Below are 21,981 nucleotides of genomic sequence, written 5' to 3'. Positions count from 1 at the left end.
GCCTGTCGAACGTAAATCTAGCCAAACAAGATTGTCAACAATTTTGTCTGCCGTATTGCCGTCGCGATTCCCGCGCGAGCGCGCCGGCGGACCGGTGCTCAGCCGGCCCGGTAGAGCTCGGTGAGCAGTTCCACGACGGCCTGCCGGTGCGGGTGCGGGTCGTCCCGCCACCAGGCCAGCCGCACGGCGACGGGTTCGGCGTCCCGGACCGGCCGGTACACCACGCCGGGCCTCGGGTACTGGTTGGCGGTCGACTCGGCGGTCACGCCCACCCCGCGCCCGGCCGCGATCACGGTGAGCCAGTCGTCGACGTCGTGCGTCTCCTCGACGACCGGACGGGACTCCGGCGGCCACAGCTCGGGCGTGGTGGTTCCGGTCCGCCGGTCGACGAGAAGGATCCGGCCACGGAGGTCGGCGAGCCGTACGGACCGGCGCCGGGCCAGCGGGTCGTCGGCGGCCATCGCGCACAGCCGTCGCTCCAGGCCCACGATGGCCGTGTCGAAGCGCCGGTCCTCCAGCGGGCGCCGTACGACGGCGAGATCGCAGGTGCCCTCGCCGAGCCCGGCGGACGCCGTGTTCACCCGGACGAGATACAGGTCGACGCCGGGACGGGCGGCGCTCCACCGCCGCTGGAAGGCCACCGTGTGGCGCCCCACGGCCGACCAGGCGTACCCGATCCGCAGCCGGGTGTGCCCCGAGGCGGCCTCCTGGACCAGGTCGGCGACGTCCGCCAGCACCCGCCGGGCCCGCTCCACCACCCGCAGCCCGGTCGCGGTCGGCGTCACCTCGCGCGAGGTCCGCCGCAACAGCCGTACGCCCAGCGTCCGTTCCAGTCCCGCCAGGGTCCTGGAGACGGCCGCCTGGGACACCCCCAGGGCGATCGCCGCGTCGGTGAAGGTGCCCTCGTCGACGATGGCGACGAGACAGCGCAACTGCCGCAACTCGACCTCATCCATACGTACATCGTATAGATCGAGGGCTGGATGCATTTTTCGAAAGTACCGACGGGGCGGACTCTGCTGTCATGCGACGAACTCTGGAACGCCCCGCGACGACCGTGTCCTCCCCGGCCCCGGAGCTCCCCGCGCCGGGGCGCCTGGCCGGCGTGGCGACGATGTTCGGCAGCGGCCTGTCCAACCAGACCGGCGCGGCGATCGGCGCGCTGGCCTTCCCGGTCCTCGGCCCGCTCGGCGTGGTGGCGGTACGGCAGTACGTCGCCGCCCTCGTCCTCGTGGCCGTCGGCCGCCCGCGCCCCCGCTCGTTCACCTGGCCGCAGTGGTGGCCGGTGCTGCTGCTGGCGGTGGTCTTCGGCACGATGAACCTCACCCTGTACACCGCGATCGACCGGATCGGCCTGGGTCTGGCGGTCACCCTGGAGTTCCTGGGCCCGCTCGCCGTCGCGCTGGCCGCGTCCCGCCGCCGGCTGGACGCGGGGTGCGCGGTGCTGGCGGCGGCGGGGGTGGTGGTGCTGATGCGCCCCCGGCCGTCGGCGGACTACGCGGGAATGGGGCTGGGCCTGATCGCGGCGTGCTGCTGGGCGGCGTACATCCTGCTCAACCGGACGGTCGGCCGCCGGATCCCGGGGGCGCAGGGTTCCGCGACGGCGGCGTCGGTGTCGGCGCTGACGTTCCTGCCGGTCGGGATCGTGCTGGCGGTACGGCACCCGCCGACGGCCGGGGCCGTGCTGTGCGCGGTGGCGGCGGGCGTGCTGTCGTCGGCGGTGCCGTACCTGGCCGACCTTCTGACGCTGCGCAAGGTCCCGGCCCAGACCTTCGGCCTGTTCATGAGCGTCAACCCGGTCCTGGCGGCGGTGGTGGGGTGGATGGTGCTGGGGCAGGGCCTGGGGCCCGCGGAGTGGGCGGCGATCGGGGCGGTGGTCGCCGCCAACGCGGTCAGCATCGCGACGAGGGCCGACCGAGGCGCCCCCTCAGGGGCGCGGTGAACCGCGCGACCAGCCACGACCGGCCCGCAGTTCACCCACCACCGATCCCCCGGTCAGCTCACCGCTTCCTTCCAGGCCGCCCCGACCGCAACGGCCTGCCGCCACCCCCGCAGCACCTTCGGCGGCATCCCCACCGCGAGCACCCCGCTCAGCCGCTCCCCCGTGCGGTACGCGGCCACGAACCGCGCCTCTTCCCACTCCCCCGCCACCAGGCGCACTTCCTCGTGCCCGCGCAGACAGCCGTACGCCTGGACCTTCATCCCGTACTGGTCCGACCAGAAGTACGGCACCGGCGCGAACGCCTTGCGCGCCCCGGGGGCGAGGAGGTTGCGCGCCGCGGCCATGCCCTGCTCCGCCGCGTTCGTCCGGTGCTCGACCCGCATGGAGACCCCGAACAACGGGTTGTGCCAACGGGCCACGTCCCCGGCCGCGTACACTCCCCCAGCCTCCGGCCGGGGGGACCCCCAGGCGGCCGCGCAGTACTCGTCGCAGACGATCCCGTCGCCCACCGTGAGCCCGCTCCCGGCCAGCCAGTCCGTGTTCGGCAGGGAGCCGATCGCGACCAGTACCTCGTCGGCCTCCACCACCTCCCCGCCGGCGAGCCGCACCCCCTCCCCGGTCGCCTCGGTCACGGTGACCCCGGTCCGCAGGTCCACGCCCCGCTCCAGATGGGCCCGGGACAGCACCCGCCCCACCTCCTCGCCGACCGCGTGCGCGAGCGGCACCGGCGCCGGTTCGAGGAGCGTCACCCGCGCGCCCAGCTGCCGGGCGACGGCCGCGGCCTCGGCACCGAGGAACCCGGCGCCGACCACCACCAGCCGCCGCCCCGGCCCGAGCCGCTCCCGCAGGGTGAGCGCGTCGTCGAGGGTGCGCAGCACATGCGCCCCCTCCCCCGGCAGCCGGCGCGGTCGCACGCCCGTGGCCACGATCAGCCCGTCGTAGGACAGCTCCGCGCCGTCGGCCAGACGCACCGTACGGTCCGCCACGTCCAGCCCGCTCGCGGCCACCCCGAGCCGCAACTCCAGCTCCAGGGCGTCGAGTTCGGTCGGTGTTCGCAGTGCCACCCGGTCCGGCGCCCATGCGGCGGACAGCACCTGCTTGGACAACGGCGGCCGGTCGTAGGGCGCGTGGGGTTCGTCGCCGACGAGGGTGAGCGTGCCGTCGTAGCCCTCGCGGCGGAGCGTCTCGGCCGCCGCGAGGCCGGCAGCGGAGGCGCCGACGACCACGATCCGGTTCACCCGTCCGCCAGGCGGATCGCGGCGGCCGGGCAGATCGCCACGGCCTCCCGGACGGCGTCCAGGGTGTCCGCGGCGGGCTTCCCGTCGATCACGAAGGCGATGCCGTCCTCGTCCCGCTGGTCGAAGACCTCGGGGGCGACGAGGACGCACTGCCCGGACGCGACGCACTTCGGTTCGTCCAGTTCGACGTGCATGGTGTTCTCCTTGCTTTCAGGGGGGTGGGTCACCAGGTGACGGGGAGTTCGTGGACGCCGTACACGCCTCCGTTGTGCTTGAAGGGCAGGTCGTCGACGGCGGCGGCGAGCCGCAGGGTGGGGACACGGCGGTAGAGGGTGCCGTAGACCACCTGGAGCTCCATCCGGGCCAGCGGCTGGCCCAGGCACTGGTGGACGCCGAAGCCGAAGGCGACATGGCGGCGGGCGTCGCGGGTCAGGTCGAGGCGGTCCGGGTCGGGGAAGACCTCGGGGTCGCGGTTGGCGATCTCGCCGGGCATGATCACGCCCTCGCCGGCCCGGATGACCTGTCCGGCGACCTCGATGTCCGCCAGCACCGCCCGGCGCCGGCCGCTGTGCACGATGCTCAGGTAGCGCAGCAGTTCCTCGACCGCGGCGGCGATCGCCCTCGGGTCGTCGGTCTCGCGCAACAGGGCGAGCTGCTCGGGGTGTTCGAGCAGGGCGAGGGTGCCGAGCGCGATCATGTTGGCGGTGGTCTCGTGCCCGGCGAGCAGCAGCAGGACGCCCATCTGCGCGGCGCCCAGCCGGGTCAGCTCGCCGGCCCGCACCCGGGCCACGAGCCCGGAGAGCAGGTCGTCGGCCGGGTGCTCCGACTTCTCGCCCATCAGGTGGTCGAGGTACTCCACCAGCCTTCCGTGGGCGGCCGTCCGGTCCTCGACGGAGGTGTCCCGGCTGATGAGGAGCTTGCTGTTGTCCTGGAAGAAGCCGTGGTCGGCGTAGGGCACGCCGAGCAGGGCGCAGATGACCAGCGAGGGCACCGGGAGCGCGAAGGCCTCGACCAGGTCGACGGGGTTCGGACCGGCCAGCATCGCGTCGACCAGGTCGTCCACGATCCTCTGCACCGCGGGCCGCATGGCGTCGACGCGCTTGACGGCGAAGGGCGCGGTGACCATGCGGCGCAGCCGGGAGTGCTCGGGGTCGTCCATCATGATGAAGCTGATGTTGTTCTTGCCGTTGCTGGGTGCCTGGAGCGGGTATCCGGGGCGGTCGGCCTCCGCGCTGACCCTCGGGTCGAGCAGCACGGCCCGCTGGTCGGCGTACCGCGTGAGCAGCCAGTAGTCCTTGCCGTCCCAGAGCCGGACCCTGGTGAGCGGCCCCTCGTCCCGGGCGGCACCGAGGCCCGGGGGCGGGTCGAAGGGGCAGCGGGCGGCCCGGGGCATCGGGAAGTCGGGAGCCTGCGCGGCGGCCGGGCCGGTGCCGGTCAGGGGGTCGGCCATCTCTGTCTCCTCGGGGTGGGGGACTCCGCTCGGGGCGGAGCACAGGGTCGATGGGTACGAGGCCTCGATGAGCACATGCAAACAGGCTGGGCTGACCACTTCCGGTCAGTTCGCTGACAACCGGCTGACGTGGCCCGGATCACACGGCGACGCCGTTGCCCTGAACCGCGCATCAGTGGCAGGGCTCATCAACTGCCGCCCAGCAAGCCGTCGTTGATCTGACATCAGGCGTGGCACATGTACCCGACGGTGGACGCCGCCCCTCCCCCACACCCCTCGGCGGCACGACGGAGGGACAGGTCACACACATGGCGCGCATTTGCTCCCGGATCACGCTGCGAAGCGCTCACACATCGCCGGACGAGTCCCCCAGCCAGTAGCCGAAGCCCCGCCGGGTGTGGATCAGCGCGGAACCGCCCCGGTCCACCTTGCGCCGCAGCCGGGAGACCAGCTGTTCGATGGCGTTGTCCCCCCGGAACTCACCCCAGACGTGGCGGCTGATCTGCTCCTTGGACAGCACCTTGTGGGCGTTGACGAGCAGGTGACGCAGCAGCCGGTACTCGGCGGGGGTGAGGTCGAGGGTGGCGGCGTCCCGCCGGGCCCGGCAGGTGGCGTCGTCCAGCACCAGGTCGGCGTAGTGCGGCCCGGCCCCCGGACAAGCGCCGGCACCGGCATCCCGAAGCAGCACCTTCACCCGGGCGAGGACCTCGGCGATCCGGAAGGGCTTGGTGACGTAGTCCCGCAGTCCACTGGCGAGCCGGGGCACCAGACGGGCCAGGGAGTCACTGCCGGCCAGCAGGAGGACGGGCGGACGGTAGGCCGGCCTGAACCGGCCGCCCTGACCCAGCTCGCCGAGCCCGGGCAGGTCGGCGTCCAGCACGACCAGGTCGAAGCGGTGCTCCGCGAGCCGCCGGGCCACCTGTGCGCCGTTCGCCGCGACGCCGATCCGGTAGCCGGCCAACTCCATTGTCGTGGCGAGGAGTTCGGCGGTGTCCGGATCACCCGAGGCGACCAGGAGGCGCTGTCCGCTGCCACGGGCGAGGACCTGGGGGGCCGGGGAGCTGCCGTACATGGGGGGCCATTCGTTCGAAGGTACGGGCAATTCGCTTGCTTGACTCAAGTAAGCCATATGTGCTTGCCTAACTCAAGTAACCGGGGCGCCTTGAGCGGAGGCCCCCGGGGGCCCGCCCGGCGGACGGGCCCTGGCGCCGGGCCCGTGGGGACGGGGACCGGCGCGCCCCCGGGCCGGGCGCCGGCCCACTCCCCCGTCCGGCGCCCGGCCCGGGAGGACCCCTCCCGCCGGAACCGCCACCCGGGCCACCCGGGCCCCTTCCCGGGTCAGCGCATCCAGAGAGCGAGAGTCACCCCATGGCCACGATGAAGTCCGTACAGACCGGTGGCGTCGGCAGGATCGAGGTCGTGGACGTCGAGCGTCCCGTGCCCGGCCCCAGGGACGTCCTGCTGAGGATCCGCGCGGGCGGGATCTGCGGCACGGATGTCACCTTCCTGCACATGGGCGGCATGCCCGCCCGCGCCCACCTGGGCGGCGACCTGGTCCCGGTCCCCCTCGGCCACGAGCCGGCCGGCGAGATCGTCGAGGCCGGCGCCGAGGTCACGGGGCTCCGGGTGGGCGACCGGGTGGTCGTGAACCCGCAGGCCGCGCCCAGCGGGATCATCGGCTGCGGCGGCCGATACGGCGCCCTGAGCGAGTACCTGCTGATCGAGAACGCCGAGGCGGGCCGGAGCGTCACGGTGTTCCCGGACACGGTGCCCTTCGACGTCGCCGCCCTCAACGAACCGCTGGCGGTCTCCCGGCACGCCGTCAACCGCTCCGAGGCGGGACCGGACGACCAGGTGGTCGTCTTCGGCGCCGGCCCGATCGGCCTCGGCGCCGCGATCTGGCTGAAGCTGCGGGGCGTCGGGCACGTGGTGGTCGCCGACGTCATTCCGTCCCGGCTGGAGAAGGCGCTGGCCGTGGGCGCGGACGCGGTCGTCAACCCGGCCGAGGAGGACGTCACCGCGCGCCTGACCGAACTGCACGGACAGAGCGCCAACGCGCTGGGCCAGCCCCGCCCCGGCACCGACGTCTACATCGACGCGGCCGGCGCACCGGCCGTCTTCGACACCGTGGTGGCCAACGCGCGGTGGCACGCCCGGCTGGTCATGGTCGCCGTGCAGAAGAAGGGCGAGGTCGACCTCGGCGGCATGCTGCGCAGCGAGCTGACCCTGGTCGCCTCGCAGGGCTACCCGAGCGAGATCTTCGAGGTCACCCCGGAACTGGTCGAGCACCACGAGCGGTTCGCCCGGCTGATCAGCCACCGGGTCCCGTTCACCGAGGTGGACGAGGCCTTCCGGCTCGCGCTCACGCCCGGCGCCGCCGAGAAGGTCGTCGTCACCTTCGATGCGTAGCGGTGACCGGCGCCAGCCACAGGCCGAGGAGCGCGTCGGTGAGTCCCGTGGCCGCGTCGCCCCAGGTGGCGCGCGGGGTGGCGGTGCCCTCGGCGAGGGCCCGCTCCCGCTCGGCGCAGATGTGCAGGATCAGCGTCCGGGCCATGTCGCCGCGTTCGGCGCGGACCTCGGGGGGCAGCTGGGGCATCCGGCGGGTGAGCCCCGCGACGGCCTCGCGCAGCGAGGGCGAGGCGAGGGACTCCTCGACCATGATCTCGTAGAGGGCCGGGTCGGTCGCCACCTGGGCGCAGAAGCGGGCGTACCAGGTGGGGCCGGAGAGGCCGGCGAGGTGTTCGGTGATCGGGCGGACCAGGCAGTCCACCCAGTCGCGCAGGTCGGCGGAGTCGTCGAGCGCGGCCACCAGGCCGACCCGGATCTCCTCGATCTGCCCGAAGTGGCGCGCCGCGATGGCCCGGACCAGGTCGGCCTTGGTGCCGAAGTGGTAGCCGACGGCGGCGTTGTTGCCCTGGCCCGCGGCCTCGCTGACCTGCCGGTTGGAGACGGCGTACACGCCGTGCTCGGCGAAGAGCCGCTCCGCCGCGCCCAGGATGGCCTCCCGCGTCGCGCTGACCTGCTCCGACCGCGCCGCCCTGCCCGCCATGCCCACCACCGCTCCGGGACCGTGCACCACCCGGCCCGGCCCGTCCCGCGCGCCGTGCCGTTGCCTCGCCCGGGGCGGCGAGGTCCAGCCGGAGAAGCCTACGCGGCGGCGGCGCCGGGCGCGGTCCCGGGCTGCCAGTACAGTAAGTCAAGCGACTGACTTAAACAGTCACGGTCGCCCCTTTTCTTGCCTACGGAGGCCCTGTCCCATGTCCGAAGCCCCTGTCGGGTCCGCGAGTCCCGCGCGGCCCAACCCCAACGCGGTGGTGGCGGTGCTGGCCCTGGCCGGTATCACCGTCTCGCTGATGCAGACCCTGGTGATCCCGATCGTCCCGGAGCTGCCGACGTACCTGGACGCCTCCGCGTCCAACGCGGCCTGGGCGGTGACCGCGACCCTGCTGGCCGCCGCCGTGGCCACGCCGGTGGCCGGCCGTATCGGTGACATGTTCGGCAAGCGGCTGATGCTGCTGGTCAGCCTGGTGCTGCTGGTCGGCGGCTCGGTCGTGTGCGGGCTGAGCGACTCGCTGGTCCCGATGATCGTCGGCCGCGCCCTGCAGGGTCTGTCGTCCGCCGTGGTGCCGCTCGGCATCAGCATCATGCGCGACGAGCTGCCGCCGGAGCGCCTCGCGGGCTCCACGGCCCTGATGAGCGCCTCGCTCGGGGTCGGCGGCGCGCTGGGGCTGCCGACCGCGGCCTTCATCGCCGACCACTTCGACTGGCATGTGCTGTTCTGGACCTCGGCCTCCCTCGGCGTCGTCGCCTTCGCCCTGGTCATGCTGCTGGTGCCGGAGTCCAAGGTGCGTTCGGGCGGCCACTTCGACGCGGTCGGCGCCGCGGGTCTGGCCGTCGGTCTGGTCTCGCTGCTGCTCGCGGTCTCCAAGGGCGCCGACTGGGGCTGGACCAGCGGCACCACGCTCGGTCTGTTCGGGCTCGCCGTGGTGGTCCTCGTGGCCTGGGGCTTCTTCGAGCTGCGCACCGGCGAGCCGCTGGTCGACCTGCGCACCACGGTCCGCCGCCAGGTGCTCTTCACCAACCTCGCCTCGATCGCGTTCGGTTTCTCGATGTTCGCGATGTCCCTGGTGCTCCCGCAGCTGCTCCAGCTGCCCACCCAGACGGGCTACGGCCTGGGCAGGTCGATGATGACGGTCGGCCTGGTGATGGCCCCGCAGGGCCTGGTCATGATGGCCTTCGCACCGGTCTCCGCCGCCATCACCAAGGCCCGGGGCCCCAAGGTCACACTGATGACCGGCGCGGTGATCGTGGCGGCCGGCTACGGCCTGAACATCGTCCTGATGTCCGAGGTGTGGCACCTGGTCCTGGTGTCCTGCGTCATCGGCGCCGGCGTCGGCTTCGCGTACGGCGCGATGCCCGCCCTGATCATGGGCGCCGTCCCGGCGTCGGAGACGGCCGCCGCGAACAGCCTCAACACGCTGATGCGGTCCATCGGCACCTCGGTGGCCAGCGCGGTGGCCGGCGTGATCCTGGCCCAGCTGACGACCAGCCTCGGCGGCGCCACGCTGCCCTCCGAGAACGCCTTCAGGGTCGTCATGGCGATCGGCGCGGGCGCGGCCGCCCTGGCCTTCGTCCTCGCCTCGTTCCTGCCCGGCCGCCGCCCGGCGGCCGCGGAGCCCGCCCCGGTGACGACCGCCGAGCCCTCGGCCGAGTCGGTGCGCTGACCGGTGCGGCCGTGGCCGTCGCCCGAGGGGCGGCGGCCACGGCCGCGCGGACCGCGTACACCGGTGGCACAGGGCGGTCCCGACAAGGAACCGCGACGAGGAACCGCCGGGAAGCCGTTCGCCTCCCCGTTGACCGCGCGCACCCGCATCCACCGCGCGACGACCGGACCGGACGCCCGCGACCGGGCCCGACTCGCGCTCAGGCCTACCGGTCGGCGCCGGTGCCGCCCCCTCCGCCGACCGCCGGCATCCGACATCCTGCCGCCGAGGACCGTTCGGGCGAACCGGCGGCTGAAGGCGCGTGCGGCGGCAGCGCGCGGTCCACACCTTCTGCCGTGACCACCGCCCTGCCGCTGATCCCGCCCATGCTCGCCACCCCGGGCCGACTGCCGCCCGCCGCGCAGGACGCCCGGTGGGCCTACGAGACCAAGCAGGACGGCCAGCGCGCGGTCGTCTACCTGCCCGGCGACGGCAGCCTGCTGCTGCGCGCCCGCTCCGGCGAGGAGATCACCGGCGCCTATCCCGAACTGGGTCCGCTCGGCGGGGCACTGGGCCGGGTGCCCGCGGTCCTGGACGGCGAGGTACTGGTCCTGGACGACCGCGGCCGCGCCGACTTCCAGTCGCTGCAGGGCCGGATGGGCCTGGCCCACGCCCCGGCCCGGGCCGCGCGCCTGGCCGCCCGGACGCCGGTCCATCTGGTGCTGTTCGACGTACTGCACCTGGCGGGCGCCCCGCTGCTGCGGGTGCCGTACGCCGAGCGCCGGGCCCGGCTGGAGGCGCTGGGCCTGGACGGGCCGTACTGGTCGACGCCGGGGGCCGTCGTCGGACACGGCGCCGAGGCGCTGCGGGCCACCCGGGAGCACGGGCTGGAGGGCCTGGTCCGCAAGCGGCTGGACTCGGTGTACGAGCCGGGGGTGCGGTCCCGCGCCTGGGTCAAGATCCGGAACCTGCGGGCCGAGGACGTGATCGTCGGCGGCTGGCTGCCGGGCCGGGGCCGGCTCGCGGGACTGCCGGGCGCGGTGCTCGCGGGCCAGCGCGCCGCCGACGGACGGCTCCGGTACGTCGGCGGGGTGGGCACCGGCTGGACCGAGGCCGAGCGGACCGAGCTGGCCGCGCTGCTGCGGGCCGCCGGGACCGGCGTGTGCCCCTTCGACCCGGTCCCGCCGGTGCGGGGCGCCCACTGGGTGCTGCCCCGGCTGGTCGGCGAGGTCGGGTACAGCACCCGGACCCGGGACGGGCTGCTGCGCCAGCCGTCCTGGCTGCGGCTGCGCCCGGACCTCACGCCCGAGGAGTCGGCGGCCGACCTGCCCGGGGACGCGGCGGAGGCGGAGCGCGCCGACTGACCGTCGGACCAGGATCCACCGGCGGTACGCGCGCGGCCTCTTGGCAAATCCTTGACCGAACGCGAAGCTGAACCGCCTTGCCCCCCGCAGCAGTTGGAGGATCCCGTGTCGTCACGGACGTTCCGCATCGGTCGCCGCAGATGGCTGACCGGTCTCGCCGGCGCCGCCGCCCTGGTCGTCGCCTTCCCCGCCGCGGCCTTCGCCGCCCCGCCGCAGGCACTGCCCGCGAACGCCGAGACGGCCGAGAACACGTACCAGCCGGCGTTCGACTACGACACCGACGGCTGCTACCCGACACCCGCGATCGGCCCCGACGGCACGGTGAACGGCGGGCTGAAGCCGACCGGCGCCCTCAACGGGGAGTGCCGGGACGCCTCCGACCTCGACAACACCAACAGCTACTCGCGCTACAAGTGCGACAACGGCTGGTGCGCGTACATGTACGGCCTGTACTTCGAGAAGGACCAGGCCCTCGCGGGCAGCAGCATCGGCGGGCACCGGCACGACTGGGAGCACGTCGTGGTGTGGGTGCAGAACGGCCAGATCCAGTACGTGTCGACGTCCAACCACGGCTCGTTCACCGTGCACGCGGCCTCCGAGGTCCGCTTCGACGGCACGCACGCCAAGATCGTCTACCACAAGGACGGCATCAGCACCCACTGCTTCCGGCTGGCCAACTCCAACGACGAACCGCCGGAGAACCACAAGGGCACCTGGCAGTACCCGCCGCTGGTCGGCTGGAACGGCTACCCGGCGGGCCTGCGCGACAAGCTGAGCGCCTACGACTTCGGCAGCGCCAACTTCGGCCTCAAGGACGCGAATTTCGCCTCCCACCTCAGTTCGGCGAAGCCTTCGGGAATCTCGTTCGACCCGAACGCCTGATTCCCGCGCGGGCACAACTGACGCCGGGCGCGGGGAAGTTGTCCGAATCGCCTTCTCCGCGTCCCGGCCGGGGCACGACCGCCTCCGGCGCCGCGCCCTGGCCAGGACGCCCGGGCCCACGTAGCGTGTCCACCGACCGCCCCGCGGCACCGGCCGGGGCGCGTCGGCGGGGGGCCGGCGGCCCGGCGCGGCCCCGGCGAAGTCCGACAGGATGTCGGGATCCTCAGGTGCCACTTGGGTCTATGGTGTCTCCCATGTCCGTGCCCGAGTTGATCCGTATCGTCTCCCGTGACTCGCCGATGGCGCTCGCTCAGGTGGCCCGTGTCCGGGCCGAGTTGGCGGCGCTCTTCCCGCACATGCGCACCGAGGTGGTCCCGGTGAAGACGACCGGGGACAAGTGGCTGGGCGACCTGTCCCAGGTGGAGGGCAAGGGGGCGTTCACCAAGGAGGTGGACGCCGCGCTGCTGACCGGCGAGGCGGATCTCGCCGTGCACTGCGTGAAGGACGTGCCGGCGGACCGGCCGCTGCCCGCCGGGACGGTGTTCGCGGCGTTCCTGAAGCGCGACGACATCCGCGACGCCCTGATCCACCCGGGCGGCCTGACCCTGGACGAACTGCCGGCCGGCACCCGCATCGGCACCTCCTCGGTGCGCCGGGTCGCCCAGTTGGCCGCCACCCGTCCGCATCTGGAGTGCGTGCCGTTCCGGGGCAACGCCAACCGCCGGCTGGAGAAGCTCGCCGCCGGCGACGCGGACGCGCTGCTGCTCGCGGTGTCGGGGCTGGAGCGGATCGGCCGTACGGACGTGATCAGCGAGGTGCTGTCCCCGGAGGCGATGATGCCGCCGATCGGCGCGGGCATCCTCGCCCTGCAGTGCCGTGAGGGCGACTCCGAGCTGATCGACGTGGTCAGCGAGCTGGGCGACCCGGACACCTACCGGGAGGCCACCGCCGAGCGGATGTTCCTGCATGTGCTCCAGGGGCACTGCAACAGCCCGATCGCCGGGTACGCCCGGGCCGGGCACGACGGTGAACTGTCGCTGCGCGCCTGTGTGTTCACCGCGGACGGCAAGACCCGGCTGAACGCCCACGAGTGGGCGGGCCGGCTCGACCCGGCCACGCTCGGCACGTCGGTCGCGGTGGCCCTGCTGCGGCAGGGTGCCCGCGAGATCATCGACGGCATCCCGCACTGACCGGCGTCAGGCGCCGGGCTCCGTCTGCTCCTTGAGGAAGGCGCTCACCTGGTGGGCCAGGCCGCCCGGCCCGGCCCCCTGGCAGGAGGCGGTCGTCGACTCCGCGGTCCCGATGCCGCCCGCCCACAGCCGGCGGTCGGTCCACTCCTCGTCGACGCGCAGCTGGATCTGGACGTCCACCTGGGTCAGGGCCGCCTCCGGGGCCGCCGCGTAGAGGACGGCGGTGGCGCGGCGCAGCGGGTAGACGTCGAAGCCCTCGATGAACTGGGAGCTGCGCCAGTCGATGAAGGCGCCCTCCCCGTCGGGGCCGACCCGGACGTCGACCTGACCGTCCTCCAGCTGGACGCCGAAGTGGCCCGAGCCGCGGTTCTCGACGGTCACCCGGACACTGAAGTACGTGAGCCCGGCGGCGGCGTCGTCCCGGCCGCGCGGCGGCTCGGCCGCCTCCAGGCGGTGGACGCGGACCCGCAGACCGGCATGCTCGTCGTACTCGTGCCACTCCCCGACCAGGCTCGGCTCGTACACAGTGCCCCTCTCGACCCACGCTGTCTATCCGTGCGCTCAGCGCACTGTCAAATGCGCAGAATGGGCCGTGGCCAGGGGGTTCGCCCGCTTTGATCGGCGATCAAGCGTTGCGCAGCGGTTATCCCCGCCGGGGCCCCGGGCCGGACCCCGGTCGCGTGCCGCACATCACGTCGGCGTCCGGGGCCCCGGACGGGTTCAGCGGGCCAGGCGGCCCAGCAGCGAGGAGGCGGCCGTGATGCCGAGGGCGGCGGCCACCGCCAGCACGCCGAAGTCGAGCGCGAGGTGCGAGGGCGTGCCGAGCAGCAGGCCGCGCAGGGCGTCGACCTGGTAGCTGAGCGGGTTGACCTTGCTGACGGCCTGGAGCCAGCCCGGCATGATCGCCACGGGGTAGAGGGCGTTGGAGGCGAAGAACAGCGGCATGGTGATCGCCTGTCCGATGCCCATCAGCCGGTCGCGGCTGAGGACGATGCCCGCGATGCTCATCGACAGGCAGGAGAAGAAGGCCGAGGCGAGGACGACGGCCAGCCCGACGCCGAGCAGCTTGAGCGGGTTCCAGGTGAGGGAGACCCCGAGGACCGCGGCGATGACGATCACCACGACGGCCTGGATCAGCGACTTCACCCCGGCCGCGAACGCCTTGCCGGTGACGAGGGCGGAGCGCGGGGTGGGGGTGACGAGGAGCTTGTTGAGGATGCCGGCGTCGCGCTCCCAGATGATCTGGATGCCGTAGAAGATGGCGATGAACATCGCGGACTGGGCGATGATGCCGGGCGCGAGGTAGTCGATGTAGGGGATGCCGCCGGTGGGTATCGCCTTGATCCGGGTGAAGGTCTGGCCGAAGATCAGCAGCCACAGGGCGGGCTGGACGGCCCGGGTGTAGAGCTCGGTGCGGTCGTGGCGGAGCTTCTGGAGCTCCACGGCGCACATGGCGACGACCCGGGCGGGCAGCAGCCGCCAGCCGGGACGGGGCCGTGGCGGGGTCAGCAGCAGGGAGGCCGCCGCCGTGGGCTCAGCCGACGCGGTGCGCGGTGCGGCGGGTGCTTCGGACATCGCGGAATCCTCCTGACCGGTCGTCGAGGCCGCTGCCGGCCACGTCGCGGAAGACGTCTTCGAGGGTGGGCAGGGTGTCGGTGCCCTGGCGTTCGGCGAGGCCCTGCCTGAGTTCGGCGGGGGTGCCGAGGGCGCGGATGCGGCCGCGGTGCATCAGGCCGACCCGGTCGCAGTGCTGGTCGGCCTCGTCCATGTAGTGGGTGGTGACCAGGACCGTCATGCCGGTGGCCGCGCGGACGGCGTCGATCTGGTCCCAGACGCCGGTGCGGGCGATCGGGTCGAGGCCGATGGTCGGTTCGTCGAGGATCAGCAGCCGGGGTGCGCTGACCAGGGCCTGGGCCAGTTCGAGTCGGCGTACCATGCCGCCCGAGTAGGTGCCGGCGAGCCGGTCGGCGGCGTCGGCGAGGTCCACGGCCGCCAGTGCCTGCGCGACCCGTTCGGCGCGTTCGCGCCGGGGTACGTCGAAGACCCGGGCGAACAGGGCGACGTTCTCGCGTCCGGTGAGCCCGCTGTCGGCGGACAGCTGTTGCGGGACGTAGCCGAGCAGTCTGCGGACGGCCATCCGCTCCCGGCCGGTGTCGTGCCCGAAGACGCGGACCATCCCTGCGGGGACGGGGAGCAGGGTGGTGATGCAGCGGATGGCGGTGGTCTTGCCGGCCCCGTTGGGGCCCAGCAGTCCGAAGACCTCGCCCCGCCCGACGGTCAGGTCGAGTCCGTCGACGGCTCTGGTCTCGCCGAAGGAGTAGGCGAGTGCGGCGCAGGCGACTGCGGCGGTGTCCGGCGTCATGATTCCTCGGCCTCCTCGTGCAGGGTGTCGGCGAGCCTGCGCAGCGCGGGAAGCGCCGCCGCCAGTGCCGCCCGGTCGGTCGGATCGAGCCGCCCGACCTGGCCGGCGACCAGTTCGGCGCGGCGGCGCCGCCAGTCGGCGAGGCGTTTCGCGGCGGCCTCGGTGAGCAGCAGCCGGGCGGCCCGGCGGTCCGCGGGGTCGGTCTCCCTGAGCAGGTAGCCGTCCTTGACGAGCCGGTTGACCAGGGTCGACACCGAGTTGCTCGCCAGGTGCAGTTCCCTGGCGGCGTCCGAGATGCCGATCCCGGGCCGTGACTCGACGAGGCGCAGCAGTTCGACCTCGGCGCCGCGCAGCCGGGGCAGGGCGAGTCCGCGGCGCAGCCGGCGACGGACCAGCCGCTGGATGCCGACGATCGCGTCGGCCAGTTCCTCCGGAAAGGTCCCCGATTCCACACCGGAAGATTACCTCTGCTACAGAGGTATCTCCGCCCAAGGGAGGGTCAAGGACACACTCCTCCAGGGCACCCCCCGTCAGGGACACCGCACGGAGAGTCCGGTAACGGCCGGGGAAAATGAGACGCATCTCACCTTTTTGCAGCATTTGTTTCTCTTTACCCCATTCGGGGCATCCGACGCTCAGTGCTTCGGACCGGAGGCACCTGCGTGGGAGCCGGCTTCGGCCGACCGCCCCGTGTCCTCCCCGAGGGTCCGAGCGCGTTCCTCCCACGGTGTCCGTCCACCCAGCATGCCCCGAGGGAGGTGCGCGCGATGCGTACCACCTGCGACACCAGGACCCACCCCCACGACGACGCCCCCGACACGGCCCAGGACTTCGCGCGGCTGGCCGCGCTGCCCGAGGGCCCGGCCCGCCGGGCGCTCCGCGACGAGCTGGTCGAGCTGTGGCTGCCGATGGCCGAGCGGATCGCCGTACGGTTCCGCGGCCGCGGGGAGACCCCCGAGGACCTCTACCAGGTGGCCGCGCTGGGCCTGGTGAAGGCCGTCGACCGCTACGACCCGACGCGCGGCCGGGCCTTCGAGGCGTACGCCGTGCCGACGATCACCGGCGAGATCAAGCGGCACTTCCGCGACCACATGTGGACCCTGCACGTGCCGCGCCGGGTGCAGGAGCTGCGCAACCGGGTCCGGGCCGCCCTCCGGGAGCTGGGCCAGACCGTCCCGGGCCGCGCGCCCACCGTCGCCGAGATCGCGGAGCGGGCCCAGCTCACCGAGAGCGAGGTACGCGTCGGGATGGAGGCGCTGGAGTGCTACTCGGCGCTGTCGCTGGACGCCGAGGTGCCCGGCGGCGACGGCTACGCGCTCGGTGACACCCTGGGCGCCCCCGACCCGGGCTACGACCTGGTCGACGAGCGCACCGCGGCCGAGCCCTGCCTCCAGGACCTGCCCGAACGGGACCGGCTCATCCTCTACCTGCGGTTCTTCGGCGGGATGACCCAGAGCCGGATCGCCGAGCAGCTCGGCATCTCGCAGATGCACGTGTCCCGGCTGCTCAGCGCCTGCTTCGACCGGCTGCGCGAGGAACTGCAGACCGAGACGGTCTGAGGCTCACACGGGCGGGGCGCCGGGGATCTGGGTCGGGCCGTAACGCTCCAGGGCCTCCGCCAGCTCGACCCGGATCTCCGCCGGCATGTCACCGGTGCGCCCCCACACGAGGATCAGCTCCGCGACGTTGCGCAGCTTGATGTTGGTGTGCTGCGAGACCTCCTTGAGGACCTCCCAGCCCTCGTCGGGCGTCACCCGGCCGAGCGCGACCACCATGCCGATGGCCTGGTCCACCACGGCATGGGAGGCGACGGCCTCCTTGAGCTGGTCGACCTGCTCCTCCAGATGGAGGATCCGGTCCGGCTCGCTCTCGCTCACCCACCCATCGTCGTCACTCGTCCGGCCGAGTGCCACCGGGGTACTCGGCAGGCATGCTGGCCGTCAAGGGTTGGAGACTGGTGTCAGGCCGGTTCCCCCCGCCGGCCCCGACACCAGGACGCGAGTGCCATGAACAACGACACGCCTCCCCCCGGCCCCGCGAAGAAGAAGCGAGACGTCATCTCCACCCACTCGGTCTTCGGTGCCCCGTGCTGGGTCAGCCTGACCAGCCGTGACCTCCAGGCGACCGAGGAGTTCTACACCGCCGTGCTCGGCTGGCGATGGCGCAGCGTCCGGCTCGGCGACCACTTCCGGATCGCCCTGGCGGACGGCGTACCGGTCGCGGGGATCGCCGCGGTCGCCGCGATGTGGCAGATGGCGGTGGCGTGGACGCCGTACTTCGCCGTGCCGGACGCGGACGAGGCGGTGGCGCGGGCCCGGGAGCGCGGCGGCACGCCGGCCGTGGGCCCGCTCTCCTTCCCGCCCGGCCGGGCGGCGCTGATCGCCGACCGGGACGGCGCCGTCTTCGGCATCTGGGAGGGCGAACTGGTCTCCAACTGGGAGACCTGGCGGCGGGCCGCCCCGACCTTCATCCGGCTGCACACCCGCAACGCGTTCGACTCGGCGATCTTCTACGGCGAGACCCTCGGCTGGGCCTCCGACCGCAGCGGCTGCTGCGAGGTCGAGTACGAGGGCGGCGAGGTCGTGCTGCGCAGCCGGGGGGACGTCGTGGCCCGTATCGACTCGGGCGCGGTGGAGGCGGCCCCCGATCCGTCGGTACGGCCGCACTGGCAGGTGCACTTCGCGGTCGTCGACGCCGCGGAGTGCGCGCGGGCGGCGGAGAAGCACGGGGGCAGCGTGCTGAGCGATCTGGAGACCGAGGCGGTGCTGCGGGACCCGGACGGTGCGCAGTTCACGGTGATGTCACGCGGGGCTCGCTGAGGGGCGCGGGGAACCGCGTGCGCGGCCGCGGGGTACCCGTGGCCGCGCACGACGGGGTCTCCCCCGGCCCGGCACCTCACTTGGACGGACGTGACAGCAGCACCAGGCTCCGGTCCTCCACGCGGAGCCTGGTGCCTGCCTTGCGTTCGAGTTCGTCCGGGATCCCGTCGGGGTCGGCGGTGTCGATGAGGGTCGTCCAGCGCTCGCCGTAGGAGTCGTCGGGCAGCCGGAAGTCGACCGGTTCCCAGTGGCCGTTGAGCAGCAGCAGGAACGAGTCGTCGACCAGGCGCCGCCCGTACGGGTCGCGTTCGGCGATGGCGTCGCCGTTGAGGAAGACGCCGACCGTGTGCGCGTCGGGACGCTGCCAGTCCCGGTCGGTCATCTCGCGGGCGTCCGGCAGCAGCCACACCAGGTCGGGCAGCGGCTGCCCGGTGTGCACGGCGGTCTCCCCGCGGAAGAAGCGGCGCCGGCGCAGCACCGGATGGGCGGCGCGCAGCCCGATGACGTACCGGGTGAAGTCGGCGAGCGTGCGCTGTTCGCCGGTCAGCCCCCAGTCGATCCAGGAGACGTCGTTGTCCTGGCAGTAGGCGTTGTTGTTGCCCCGCTGGGTACGGCCGAGTTCGTCGCCGTGGCTGAGCATCGGTATGCCCTGGGAGAGCAGCAGCGTGGCGAGCAGGTTGCGCTGCTGGCGGGCCCTCAGTTCGAGGACCGCGGGATCGTCGCTCTCGCCCTCGGCACCGCAGTTCCAGGACCGGTTGTGGCTCTCGCCGTCCCGGTTGCCCTCGCCGTTGGCCTGGTTGTGCTTGTCGTTGTACGACACCAGGTCGCGCAGCGTGAACCCGTCGTGCGCGGTGACGAAGTTGACGCTCGCCCGCGGCCGCCGTCTGCTGTGCTGGTACAGGTCGGCGGAGCCGGTGAGCCGGGAGGCGAACTCGCCGAGCGAACCGGGCTCGGCCCGCCAGAAGTCCCGTACGGCGTCCCGGTAGCGGCCGTTCCACTCCGACCACAGCGGCGGGAAGTTGCCGACCTGGTAGCCGCCCTCCCCCACGTCCCAGGGCTCGGCGATGAGCTTGACGCGGCTGATGACCGGGTCCTGCTGGATGAGGTCGAAGAACGCCGAGAGGCGGTCCACCTCGTGGAACTGCCGGGCCAGGGTGGCCGCGAGGTCGAAGCGGAAGCCGTCGACGTGCATCTCGGTCACCCAGTACCGCAGCGAGTCCATGATCAGCTGGAGCACGTAGGGGTGCCGCATCAGCAGGCTGTTCCCGGTGCCGGTGGTGTCGTAGTAGTGCGCCCAGTCGCCGTCGACGAGCCGGTAGTAGGAGGCGTTGTCGATGCCCCGCAAGGACAGCGTGGGCCCCATCTCGTTGCCCTCGGCCGTGTGGTTGTAGACCACGTCGAGGATCACTTCGAGCCCCGCCGCGTGCATCGCCTTCACCATCGCCTTGAACTCGTTGACCTGCTGGCCCCGGCTGCCGAACGCGGCGTAGGCGTTGTGCGGCGCGAAGAAGCCGATGGTGTTGTAGCCCCAGTAGTTGGACAGCCCCCGGTCCTGGAGGACGCCGTCCTGCACGAACTGGTGGACCGGCATCAGCTCCACCGCGGTGACACCGAGCGAGGTCAGGTGCTCCAGGACCGCCGGGTGCGCGAGGCCGGCGTAACTGCCCCTGAGCCGTTCGGGTACGTCCGGGTGGGTGACGGTGATGCCGCGGACATGCGCCTCGTAGATCACCGAGTCGGAGTACGGCCGCCGGGGCGGACGGTCGTCGCCCCAGTCGAAGTAGGGGTCGGTGACCACGCCGAGCATCGAGTGTCCGGCGCTGTCGGCCGGGGCCGGGCCGCCGGGGGTGCGCTCGTACAGCGAGGCGTGGTTGTCGATCTGGCCGTCCACCGCCCGGGCGTACGGGTCGAGGAGCAGCTTCGCCGGATTGCAGCGGTGGCCGAGGGCGGGGTCCCAGGGGCCGGTCACCCGGTAGCCGTAGCGCTGCCCCGGGCCGACGCCGGGCAGATAGGCGTGCCAGACGAAGCCGTCGGCCTCGGTCACCGGCACCGTGCGCTCGGTGCCGGCGTCGTCCACCAGGATCAGGTCGACGCGTTCGGCGACCTCGCTGAACAGGGCGAAGTTGGTGCCCTGTCCGTCGAACGAGGCCCCCAACGGGTAGGGGTGCCCGCTCCACACGGGCACCCCTTTCCGGGACCTGCGCACACTCACCGGGCGCCCTCCAGGACGCCGTCGGCGGATGCCGCCAACTGGGCGACGGGAAGCGTCCGGGGCACCCGGAGCGTGTGCCGCAGGGTGGGCGTGGGCGCGGTCGGGACCAGCGGGACGCGCTCGCCGGCCCGGGCCCGCTGCGAGAACCAGATGATCTTGCTGCCGGTGTCCGAGGCGCAGCACCCCCAGCCGTCGCTCATGGCGGCGATGTGCGCCAGGCAGGCGCGCAGGTCCTGGTCGGGGCGGAGGTCCCGGTCGTCGTCACCGATGGCGGTGATGAGGTGCTGCCCGTTCCACCACATCTCGATGGACGTGTGCTTGTCCGAGGCGTGCTGGTCGATGGCGTGCAGCAGCAGCTCGGCGCCGCCGCAGACGGGGTCCACGAGGTTGTCGAGGTCCCAGTAGCGCAGATGGGCGGCCAGGATGCGGCTGACCTGTCCCACCCGCTCCGGGCTGACCTCGACGTCGAGGTGGTAGTAGCAGGGCACTGCGGTCTTCATTGTCGCTTGCTCCTCACCGGCGGAACTCCCGCTCGCCTCACCATCCGGAAATCGGTTCCGGACGCATAGCGTGAGCGCTGATCGCTTCTGAGTAATCTCCACAGTGGAGGTGCTACGCCATTCGTGCAACACGAGAGCCGCACGAGGTGGTTGAAGATCCAACAAGACGCTCGGTCATCATGTGTGCACCATGAGTGAAAGCCTCGATTCGCCGTAACGGCTCCGTGCCCCCGCGTGCCCGGACGCTCCCCCGACCGTCGGGGACACGTGCCCACTCGAGAGCGTCGGAAGGAACGACACGGCCATGCTGCTACCCGCGAAGGCCGAGGTGGCCCGGCAGCTGCGGCGCTACCGGGCGTGGGAGCGAGTCATGCTCGCCTCGCCGCACGACCGTGAGGTGCGGTCCACCTTCGAGGACTCGGGCTACACGCTGTGCGTGCTGATGGGTAAGCGCTGCGCCCGGGAGGCGGTGGACGCGGCCGAGCGCTATCTGCGCAGCAGCCTCGTCACCTATGTGCGGGAGCAGGCCGAGCGTCCCCAGCTGAGCGGGAAGGTCCGGCCGGGTCCGCCCGCGGACCGGCGCTCCGCGAGGCAGTGACACCGCAGGCGGACTTCGCGGGAGGACAGCGGTCCTCCGGCGCACAACGGACCAGCGGAGCCGGGCCCCGGGCCCGGCTCCGCGCACGGCGGAGGTGAGACCCATGAAGGCGACTGAGGCCATCGGCCGCATTCCGGTGCGTGACGTCCGGCCCGCCGTGGCGAGCGGCGGACGCCCGGCGAAGGCGGTCCCCGGTGAGACCTTCGAGGTCACCGCGACCGTGTTCCGCGAGGGGCACGACGCGGTCGGCGCCGATGTCGTGCTGTGCGACCCCGCGGGCCGCCGCGGGCCCTGGACGCCGATGCGCGAGCTGGTCCCCGGCACCGACCGCTGGGGAGCCGAGGTCACCCCGGACGCGACGGGCCGCTGGACGTACCACGTGGAGGCCTGGAGCGCGCCGCTCACCACCTGGCGGCGCCACGCCCGGGTCAAGATCCCGGCGGGCATCGACACCGGTCTGGTCCTGGAGGAGGGCGCCGAGCTCTACGAGCGCGCCGCCGCCGGGGTCCCCGGGGCCGCGGACCGCGAGCGGGTGCTGGCCGCGGCCGGGGCCCTGGGCGACGACTCCCTCCCGCTCGCCGTCCGGCTGGCGACCGCGCTGGCTCCGGAGGTGGACGAGATCCTCTCCCGGTATCCGCTGCGGGAGCTGGTGACCGCCTCCGAGCCGCTGCCGCTGCTCGTGGAGCGCGAGCGGGCGCTGTTCGGTTCCTGGTACGAGTTC

At 73.0% G+C, this 21,981-nt stretch carries 23 protein-coding genes; 10 read left to right on the top strand and 13 right to left on the bottom strand.

Annotated elements, in window-relative coordinates; all coding sequences use genetic code 11:
* Positions 1–98: 98 nt before the first annotated feature.
* On the bottom strand, positions 99–956 hold the full coding sequence (locus ACZ619_RS12420) for a LysR family transcriptional regulator (RefSeq protein WP_469597591.1): 858 nt from the start codon (positions 954–956) through the stop codon (positions 99–101).
* A gap of 68 nt (positions 957–1,024) precedes the next feature.
* Between ACZ619_RS12420 and ACZ619_RS12415 the strand changes: the two genes are divergently transcribed.
* Positions 1,025–1,942, top strand: a complete 918-nt coding sequence (locus tag ACZ619_RS12415; protein ID WP_469597588.1) for an EamA family transporter — start codon at positions 1,025–1,027, stop codon at positions 1,940–1,942.
* Between the two features lie 53 nt (positions 1,943–1,995).
* On the opposite strand, the gene ACZ619_RS12410 is transcribed toward ACZ619_RS12415, so the two are convergent.
* From ACZ619_RS12410 to ACZ619_RS12395, 4 genes are all read right to left on the bottom strand, one after another.
* Positions 1,996–3,180, bottom strand: a complete 1,185-nt coding sequence (locus ACZ619_RS12410; RefSeq protein ID WP_469597586.1) for an NAD(P)/FAD-dependent oxidoreductase — start codon at positions 3,178–3,180, stop codon at positions 1,996–1,998.
* Positions 3,177–3,374 carry a ferredoxin gene (locus tag ACZ619_RS12405; protein WP_469597584.1) on the bottom strand — a complete coding sequence of 66 codons (198 nt, stop codon included), beginning with the start codon at positions 3,372–3,374 and terminating at the stop codon, positions 3,177–3,179. The genes ACZ619_RS12410 and ACZ619_RS12405 overlap by 4 nt, the downstream gene beginning before the upstream one ends.
* A 29-nt stretch (positions 3,375–3,403) precedes the next feature.
* Entirely contained in the window at positions 3,404–4,630 is a 1,227-nt protein-coding gene (locus tag ACZ619_RS12400; protein WP_469597582.1) for a cytochrome P450, read from the bottom strand.
* A gap of 346 nt (positions 4,631–4,976) precedes the next feature.
* Positions 4,977–5,702 (bottom strand): response regulator transcription factor, encoded by a 726-nt coding sequence (locus ACZ619_RS12395; protein ID WP_469597580.1) that lies wholly within the window; start codon positions 5,700–5,702, stop codon positions 4,977–4,979.
* A 296-nt stretch (positions 5,703–5,998) separates the two neighbouring features.
* Here ACZ619_RS12395 and ACZ619_RS12390 point away from each other — a divergent pair, with 296 nt between their 5' ends.
* Entirely contained in the window at positions 5,999–7,039 is a 1,041-nt protein-coding gene (locus ACZ619_RS12390) for a zinc-dependent alcohol dehydrogenase (RefSeq protein WP_469597578.1), read from the top strand.
* Here ACZ619_RS12390 and ACZ619_RS12385 read toward each other — a convergent pair.
* The gene (locus ACZ619_RS12385; RefSeq protein ID WP_469597576.1) at positions 7,023–7,679 is read right to left on the bottom strand and encodes a TetR/AcrR family transcriptional regulator; all 657 of its coding nucleotides are present in this window, start codon (positions 7,677–7,679) and stop codon (positions 7,023–7,025) included. The two genes, ACZ619_RS12390 and ACZ619_RS12385, sit on opposite strands and share 17 nt — an antisense overlap.
* Positions 7,680–7,887: 208 nt before the next feature.
* On the opposite strand from ACZ619_RS12385, the gene ACZ619_RS12380 reads away from it, so the two are divergent.
* From ACZ619_RS12380 to hemC, 4 genes are all read left to right on the top strand, one after another.
* Positions 7,888–9,354 carry an MFS transporter gene (locus ACZ619_RS12380; RefSeq protein ID WP_469597574.1) on the top strand — a complete coding sequence of 489 codons (1,467 nt, stop codon included), beginning with the start codon at positions 7,888–7,890 and terminating at the stop codon, positions 9,352–9,354.
* A gap of 365 nt (positions 9,355–9,719) precedes the next feature.
* A complete protein-coding gene (locus ACZ619_RS12375) occupies positions 9,720–10,697 on the top strand; it encodes an ATP-dependent DNA ligase (protein WP_469598207.1) in 978 nt (325 codons plus the stop codon).
* A 105-nt stretch (positions 10,698–10,802) separates the two neighbouring features.
* Positions 10,803–11,579: an NPP1 family protein gene (locus ACZ619_RS12370; RefSeq protein WP_469597571.1), complete on the top strand. Its 777-nt coding sequence runs from the start codon at positions 10,803–10,805 to the stop codon at positions 11,577–11,579.
* A 254-nt stretch (positions 11,580–11,833) separates the two neighbouring features.
* Positions 11,834–12,769: a hydroxymethylbilane synthase gene (gene hemC / locus ACZ619_RS12365; protein ID WP_469597568.1), complete on the top strand. Its 936-nt coding sequence runs from the start codon at positions 11,834–11,836 to the stop codon at positions 12,767–12,769.
* A gap of 6 nt (positions 12,770–12,775) precedes the next feature.
* Here the strand turns inward: hemC and ACZ619_RS12360 are convergent, their stop codons facing one another.
* From ACZ619_RS12360 to ACZ619_RS12345, 4 genes are all read right to left on the bottom strand, one after another.
* On the bottom strand, positions 12,776–13,294 hold the full coding sequence (locus ACZ619_RS12360) for a hypothetical protein (RefSeq protein ID WP_469597566.1): 519 nt from the start codon (positions 13,292–13,294) through the stop codon (positions 12,776–12,778).
* Between the two features lie 195 nt (positions 13,295–13,489).
* Positions 13,490–14,344 (bottom strand): ABC transporter permease, encoded by an 855-nt coding sequence (locus tag ACZ619_RS12355; protein ID WP_469597563.1) that lies wholly within the window; start codon positions 14,342–14,344, stop codon positions 13,490–13,492.
* The gene (locus ACZ619_RS12350) at positions 14,304–15,131 is read right to left on the bottom strand and encodes an ABC transporter ATP-binding protein (protein WP_469597560.1); all 828 of its coding nucleotides are present in this window, start codon (positions 15,129–15,131) and stop codon (positions 14,304–14,306) included. The genes ACZ619_RS12355 and ACZ619_RS12350 overlap by 41 nt, the downstream gene beginning before the upstream one ends.
* Positions 15,128–15,583, bottom strand: a complete 456-nt coding sequence (locus ACZ619_RS12345; protein ID WP_469597558.1) for a MarR family winged helix-turn-helix transcriptional regulator — start codon at positions 15,581–15,583, stop codon at positions 15,128–15,130. Before ACZ619_RS12345 ends, ACZ619_RS12350 begins: the two co-directional genes overlap by 4 nt.
* Positions 15,584–15,898: 315 nt before the next feature.
* Between ACZ619_RS12345 and ACZ619_RS12340 the strand changes: the two genes are divergently transcribed.
* The gene (locus ACZ619_RS12340) at positions 15,899–16,690 is read left to right on the top strand and encodes an RNA polymerase sigma factor SigF (RefSeq protein WP_469597556.1); all 792 of its coding nucleotides are present in this window, start codon (positions 15,899–15,901) and stop codon (positions 16,688–16,690) included.
* A gap of 3 nt (positions 16,691–16,693) precedes the next feature.
* On the opposite strand, the gene ACZ619_RS12335 is transcribed toward ACZ619_RS12340, so the two are convergent.
* Positions 16,694–17,008, bottom strand: a complete 315-nt coding sequence (locus ACZ619_RS12335) for an ANTAR domain-containing protein (protein WP_469597553.1) — start codon at positions 17,006–17,008, stop codon at positions 16,694–16,696.
* Positions 17,009–17,137: 129 nt separating this feature from the next.
* On the opposite strand from ACZ619_RS12335, the gene ACZ619_RS12330 reads away from it, so the two are divergent.
* A complete protein-coding gene (locus ACZ619_RS12330) occupies positions 17,138–17,950 on the top strand; it encodes a VOC family protein (RefSeq protein WP_469597550.1) in 813 nt (270 codons plus the stop codon).
* A gap of 76 nt (positions 17,951–18,026) precedes the next feature.
* Here the strand turns inward: ACZ619_RS12330 and glgX are convergent, their stop codons facing one another.
* Both glgX and ACZ619_RS12320 read right to left on the bottom strand, forming a co-directional pair.
* Positions 18,027–20,135, bottom strand: a complete 2,109-nt coding sequence (gene glgX, locus ACZ619_RS12325) for a glycogen debranching protein GlgX (protein WP_469598204.1) — start codon at positions 20,133–20,135, stop codon at positions 18,027–18,029.
* Between the two features lie 23 nt (positions 20,136–20,158).
* Entirely contained in the window at positions 20,159–20,662 is a 504-nt protein-coding gene (locus ACZ619_RS12320) for a pep a2 (RefSeq protein WP_469597548.1), read from the bottom strand.
* A gap of 304 nt (positions 20,663–20,966) precedes the next feature.
* Between ACZ619_RS12320 and ACZ619_RS12315 the strand changes: the two genes are divergently transcribed.
* Both ACZ619_RS12315 and ACZ619_RS12310 read left to right on the top strand, forming a co-directional pair.
* Entirely contained in the window at positions 20,967–21,260 is a 294-nt protein-coding gene (locus ACZ619_RS12315; RefSeq protein WP_469597545.1) for a DUF5133 domain-containing protein, read from the top strand.
* 103 nt (positions 21,261–21,363) lie between these two features.
* Positions 21,364–21,981, top strand: a 618-nt coding sequence (locus tag ACZ619_RS12310; RefSeq protein ID WP_469597542.1) for a maltotransferase domain-containing protein, incomplete at its 3' end; no start/stop codon positions are given.

Source organism: Streptomyces sp. NPDC104367 (assembly GCF_055583825.1).
This window is presented reverse-complemented; position numbering and strand designations above follow the sequence as displayed.

Bases quoted from the DNA above. Each gene is read 5' to 3' on its own strand.
- ACZ619_RS12355 (WP_469597563.1), bottom strand. From the start codon at position 14,344: ATGTCCGAAGCACCCGCCGCACCGCGCACCGCGTCGGCTGAGCCCACG.
- ACZ619_RS12375 (WP_469598207.1), top strand. From the start codon at position 9,720: ATGCTCGCCACCCCGGGCCGACTGCCGCCCGCCGCGCAGGACGCCCGG.
- ACZ619_RS12380 (WP_469597574.1), top strand. From the start codon at position 7,888: ATGTCCGAAGCCCCTGTCGGGTCCGCGAGTCCCGCGCGGCCCAACCCC.
- ACZ619_RS12315 (WP_469597545.1), top strand. From the start codon at position 20,967: ATGCTGCTACCCGCGAAGGCCGAGGTGGCCCGGCAGCTGCGGCGCTAC.
- ACZ619_RS12415 (WP_469597588.1), top strand. From the start codon at position 1,025: ATGCGACGAACTCTGGAACGCCCCGCGACGACCGTGTCCTCCCCGGCC.
- ACZ619_RS12390 (WP_469597578.1), top strand. From the start codon at position 5,999: ATGGCCACGATGAAGTCCGTACAGACCGGTGGCGTCGGCAGGATCGAG.
- ACZ619_RS12385 (WP_469597576.1), bottom strand. From the start codon at position 7,679: ATGGCGGGCAGGGCGGCGCGGTCGGAGCAGGTCAGCGCGACGCGGGAG.
- ACZ619_RS12395 (WP_469597580.1), bottom strand. From the start codon at position 5,702: ATGTACGGCAGCTCCCCGGCCCCCCAGGTCCTCGCCCGTGGCAGCGGA.
- ACZ619_RS12330 (WP_469597550.1), top strand. From the start codon at position 17,138: ATGAACAACGACACGCCTCCCCCCGGCCCCGCGAAGAAGAAGCGAGAC.
- ACZ619_RS12350 (WP_469597560.1), bottom strand. From the start codon at position 15,131: ATGACGCCGGACACCGCCGCAGTCGCCTGCGCCGCACTCGCCTACTCC.
- ACZ619_RS12320 (WP_469597548.1), bottom strand. From the start codon at position 20,662: ATGAAGACCGCAGTGCCCTGCTACTACCACCTCGACGTCGAGGTCAGC.
- ACZ619_RS12400 (WP_469597582.1), bottom strand. From the start codon at position 4,630: ATGGCCGACCCCCTGACCGGCACCGGCCCGGCCGCCGCGCAGGCTCCC.
- ACZ619_RS12340 (WP_469597556.1), top strand. From the start codon at position 15,899: ATGCGTACCACCTGCGACACCAGGACCCACCCCCACGACGACGCCCCC.
- ACZ619_RS12420 (WP_469597591.1), bottom strand. From the start codon at position 956: ATGGATGAGGTCGAGTTGCGGCAGTTGCGCTGTCTCGTCGCCATCGTC.
- hemC (WP_469597568.1), top strand. From the start codon at position 11,834: ATGTCCGTGCCCGAGTTGATCCGTATCGTCTCCCGTGACTCGCCGATG.
- ACZ619_RS12405 (WP_469597584.1), bottom strand. From the start codon at position 3,374: ATGCACGTCGAACTGGACGAACCGAAGTGCGTCGCGTCCGGGCAGTGC.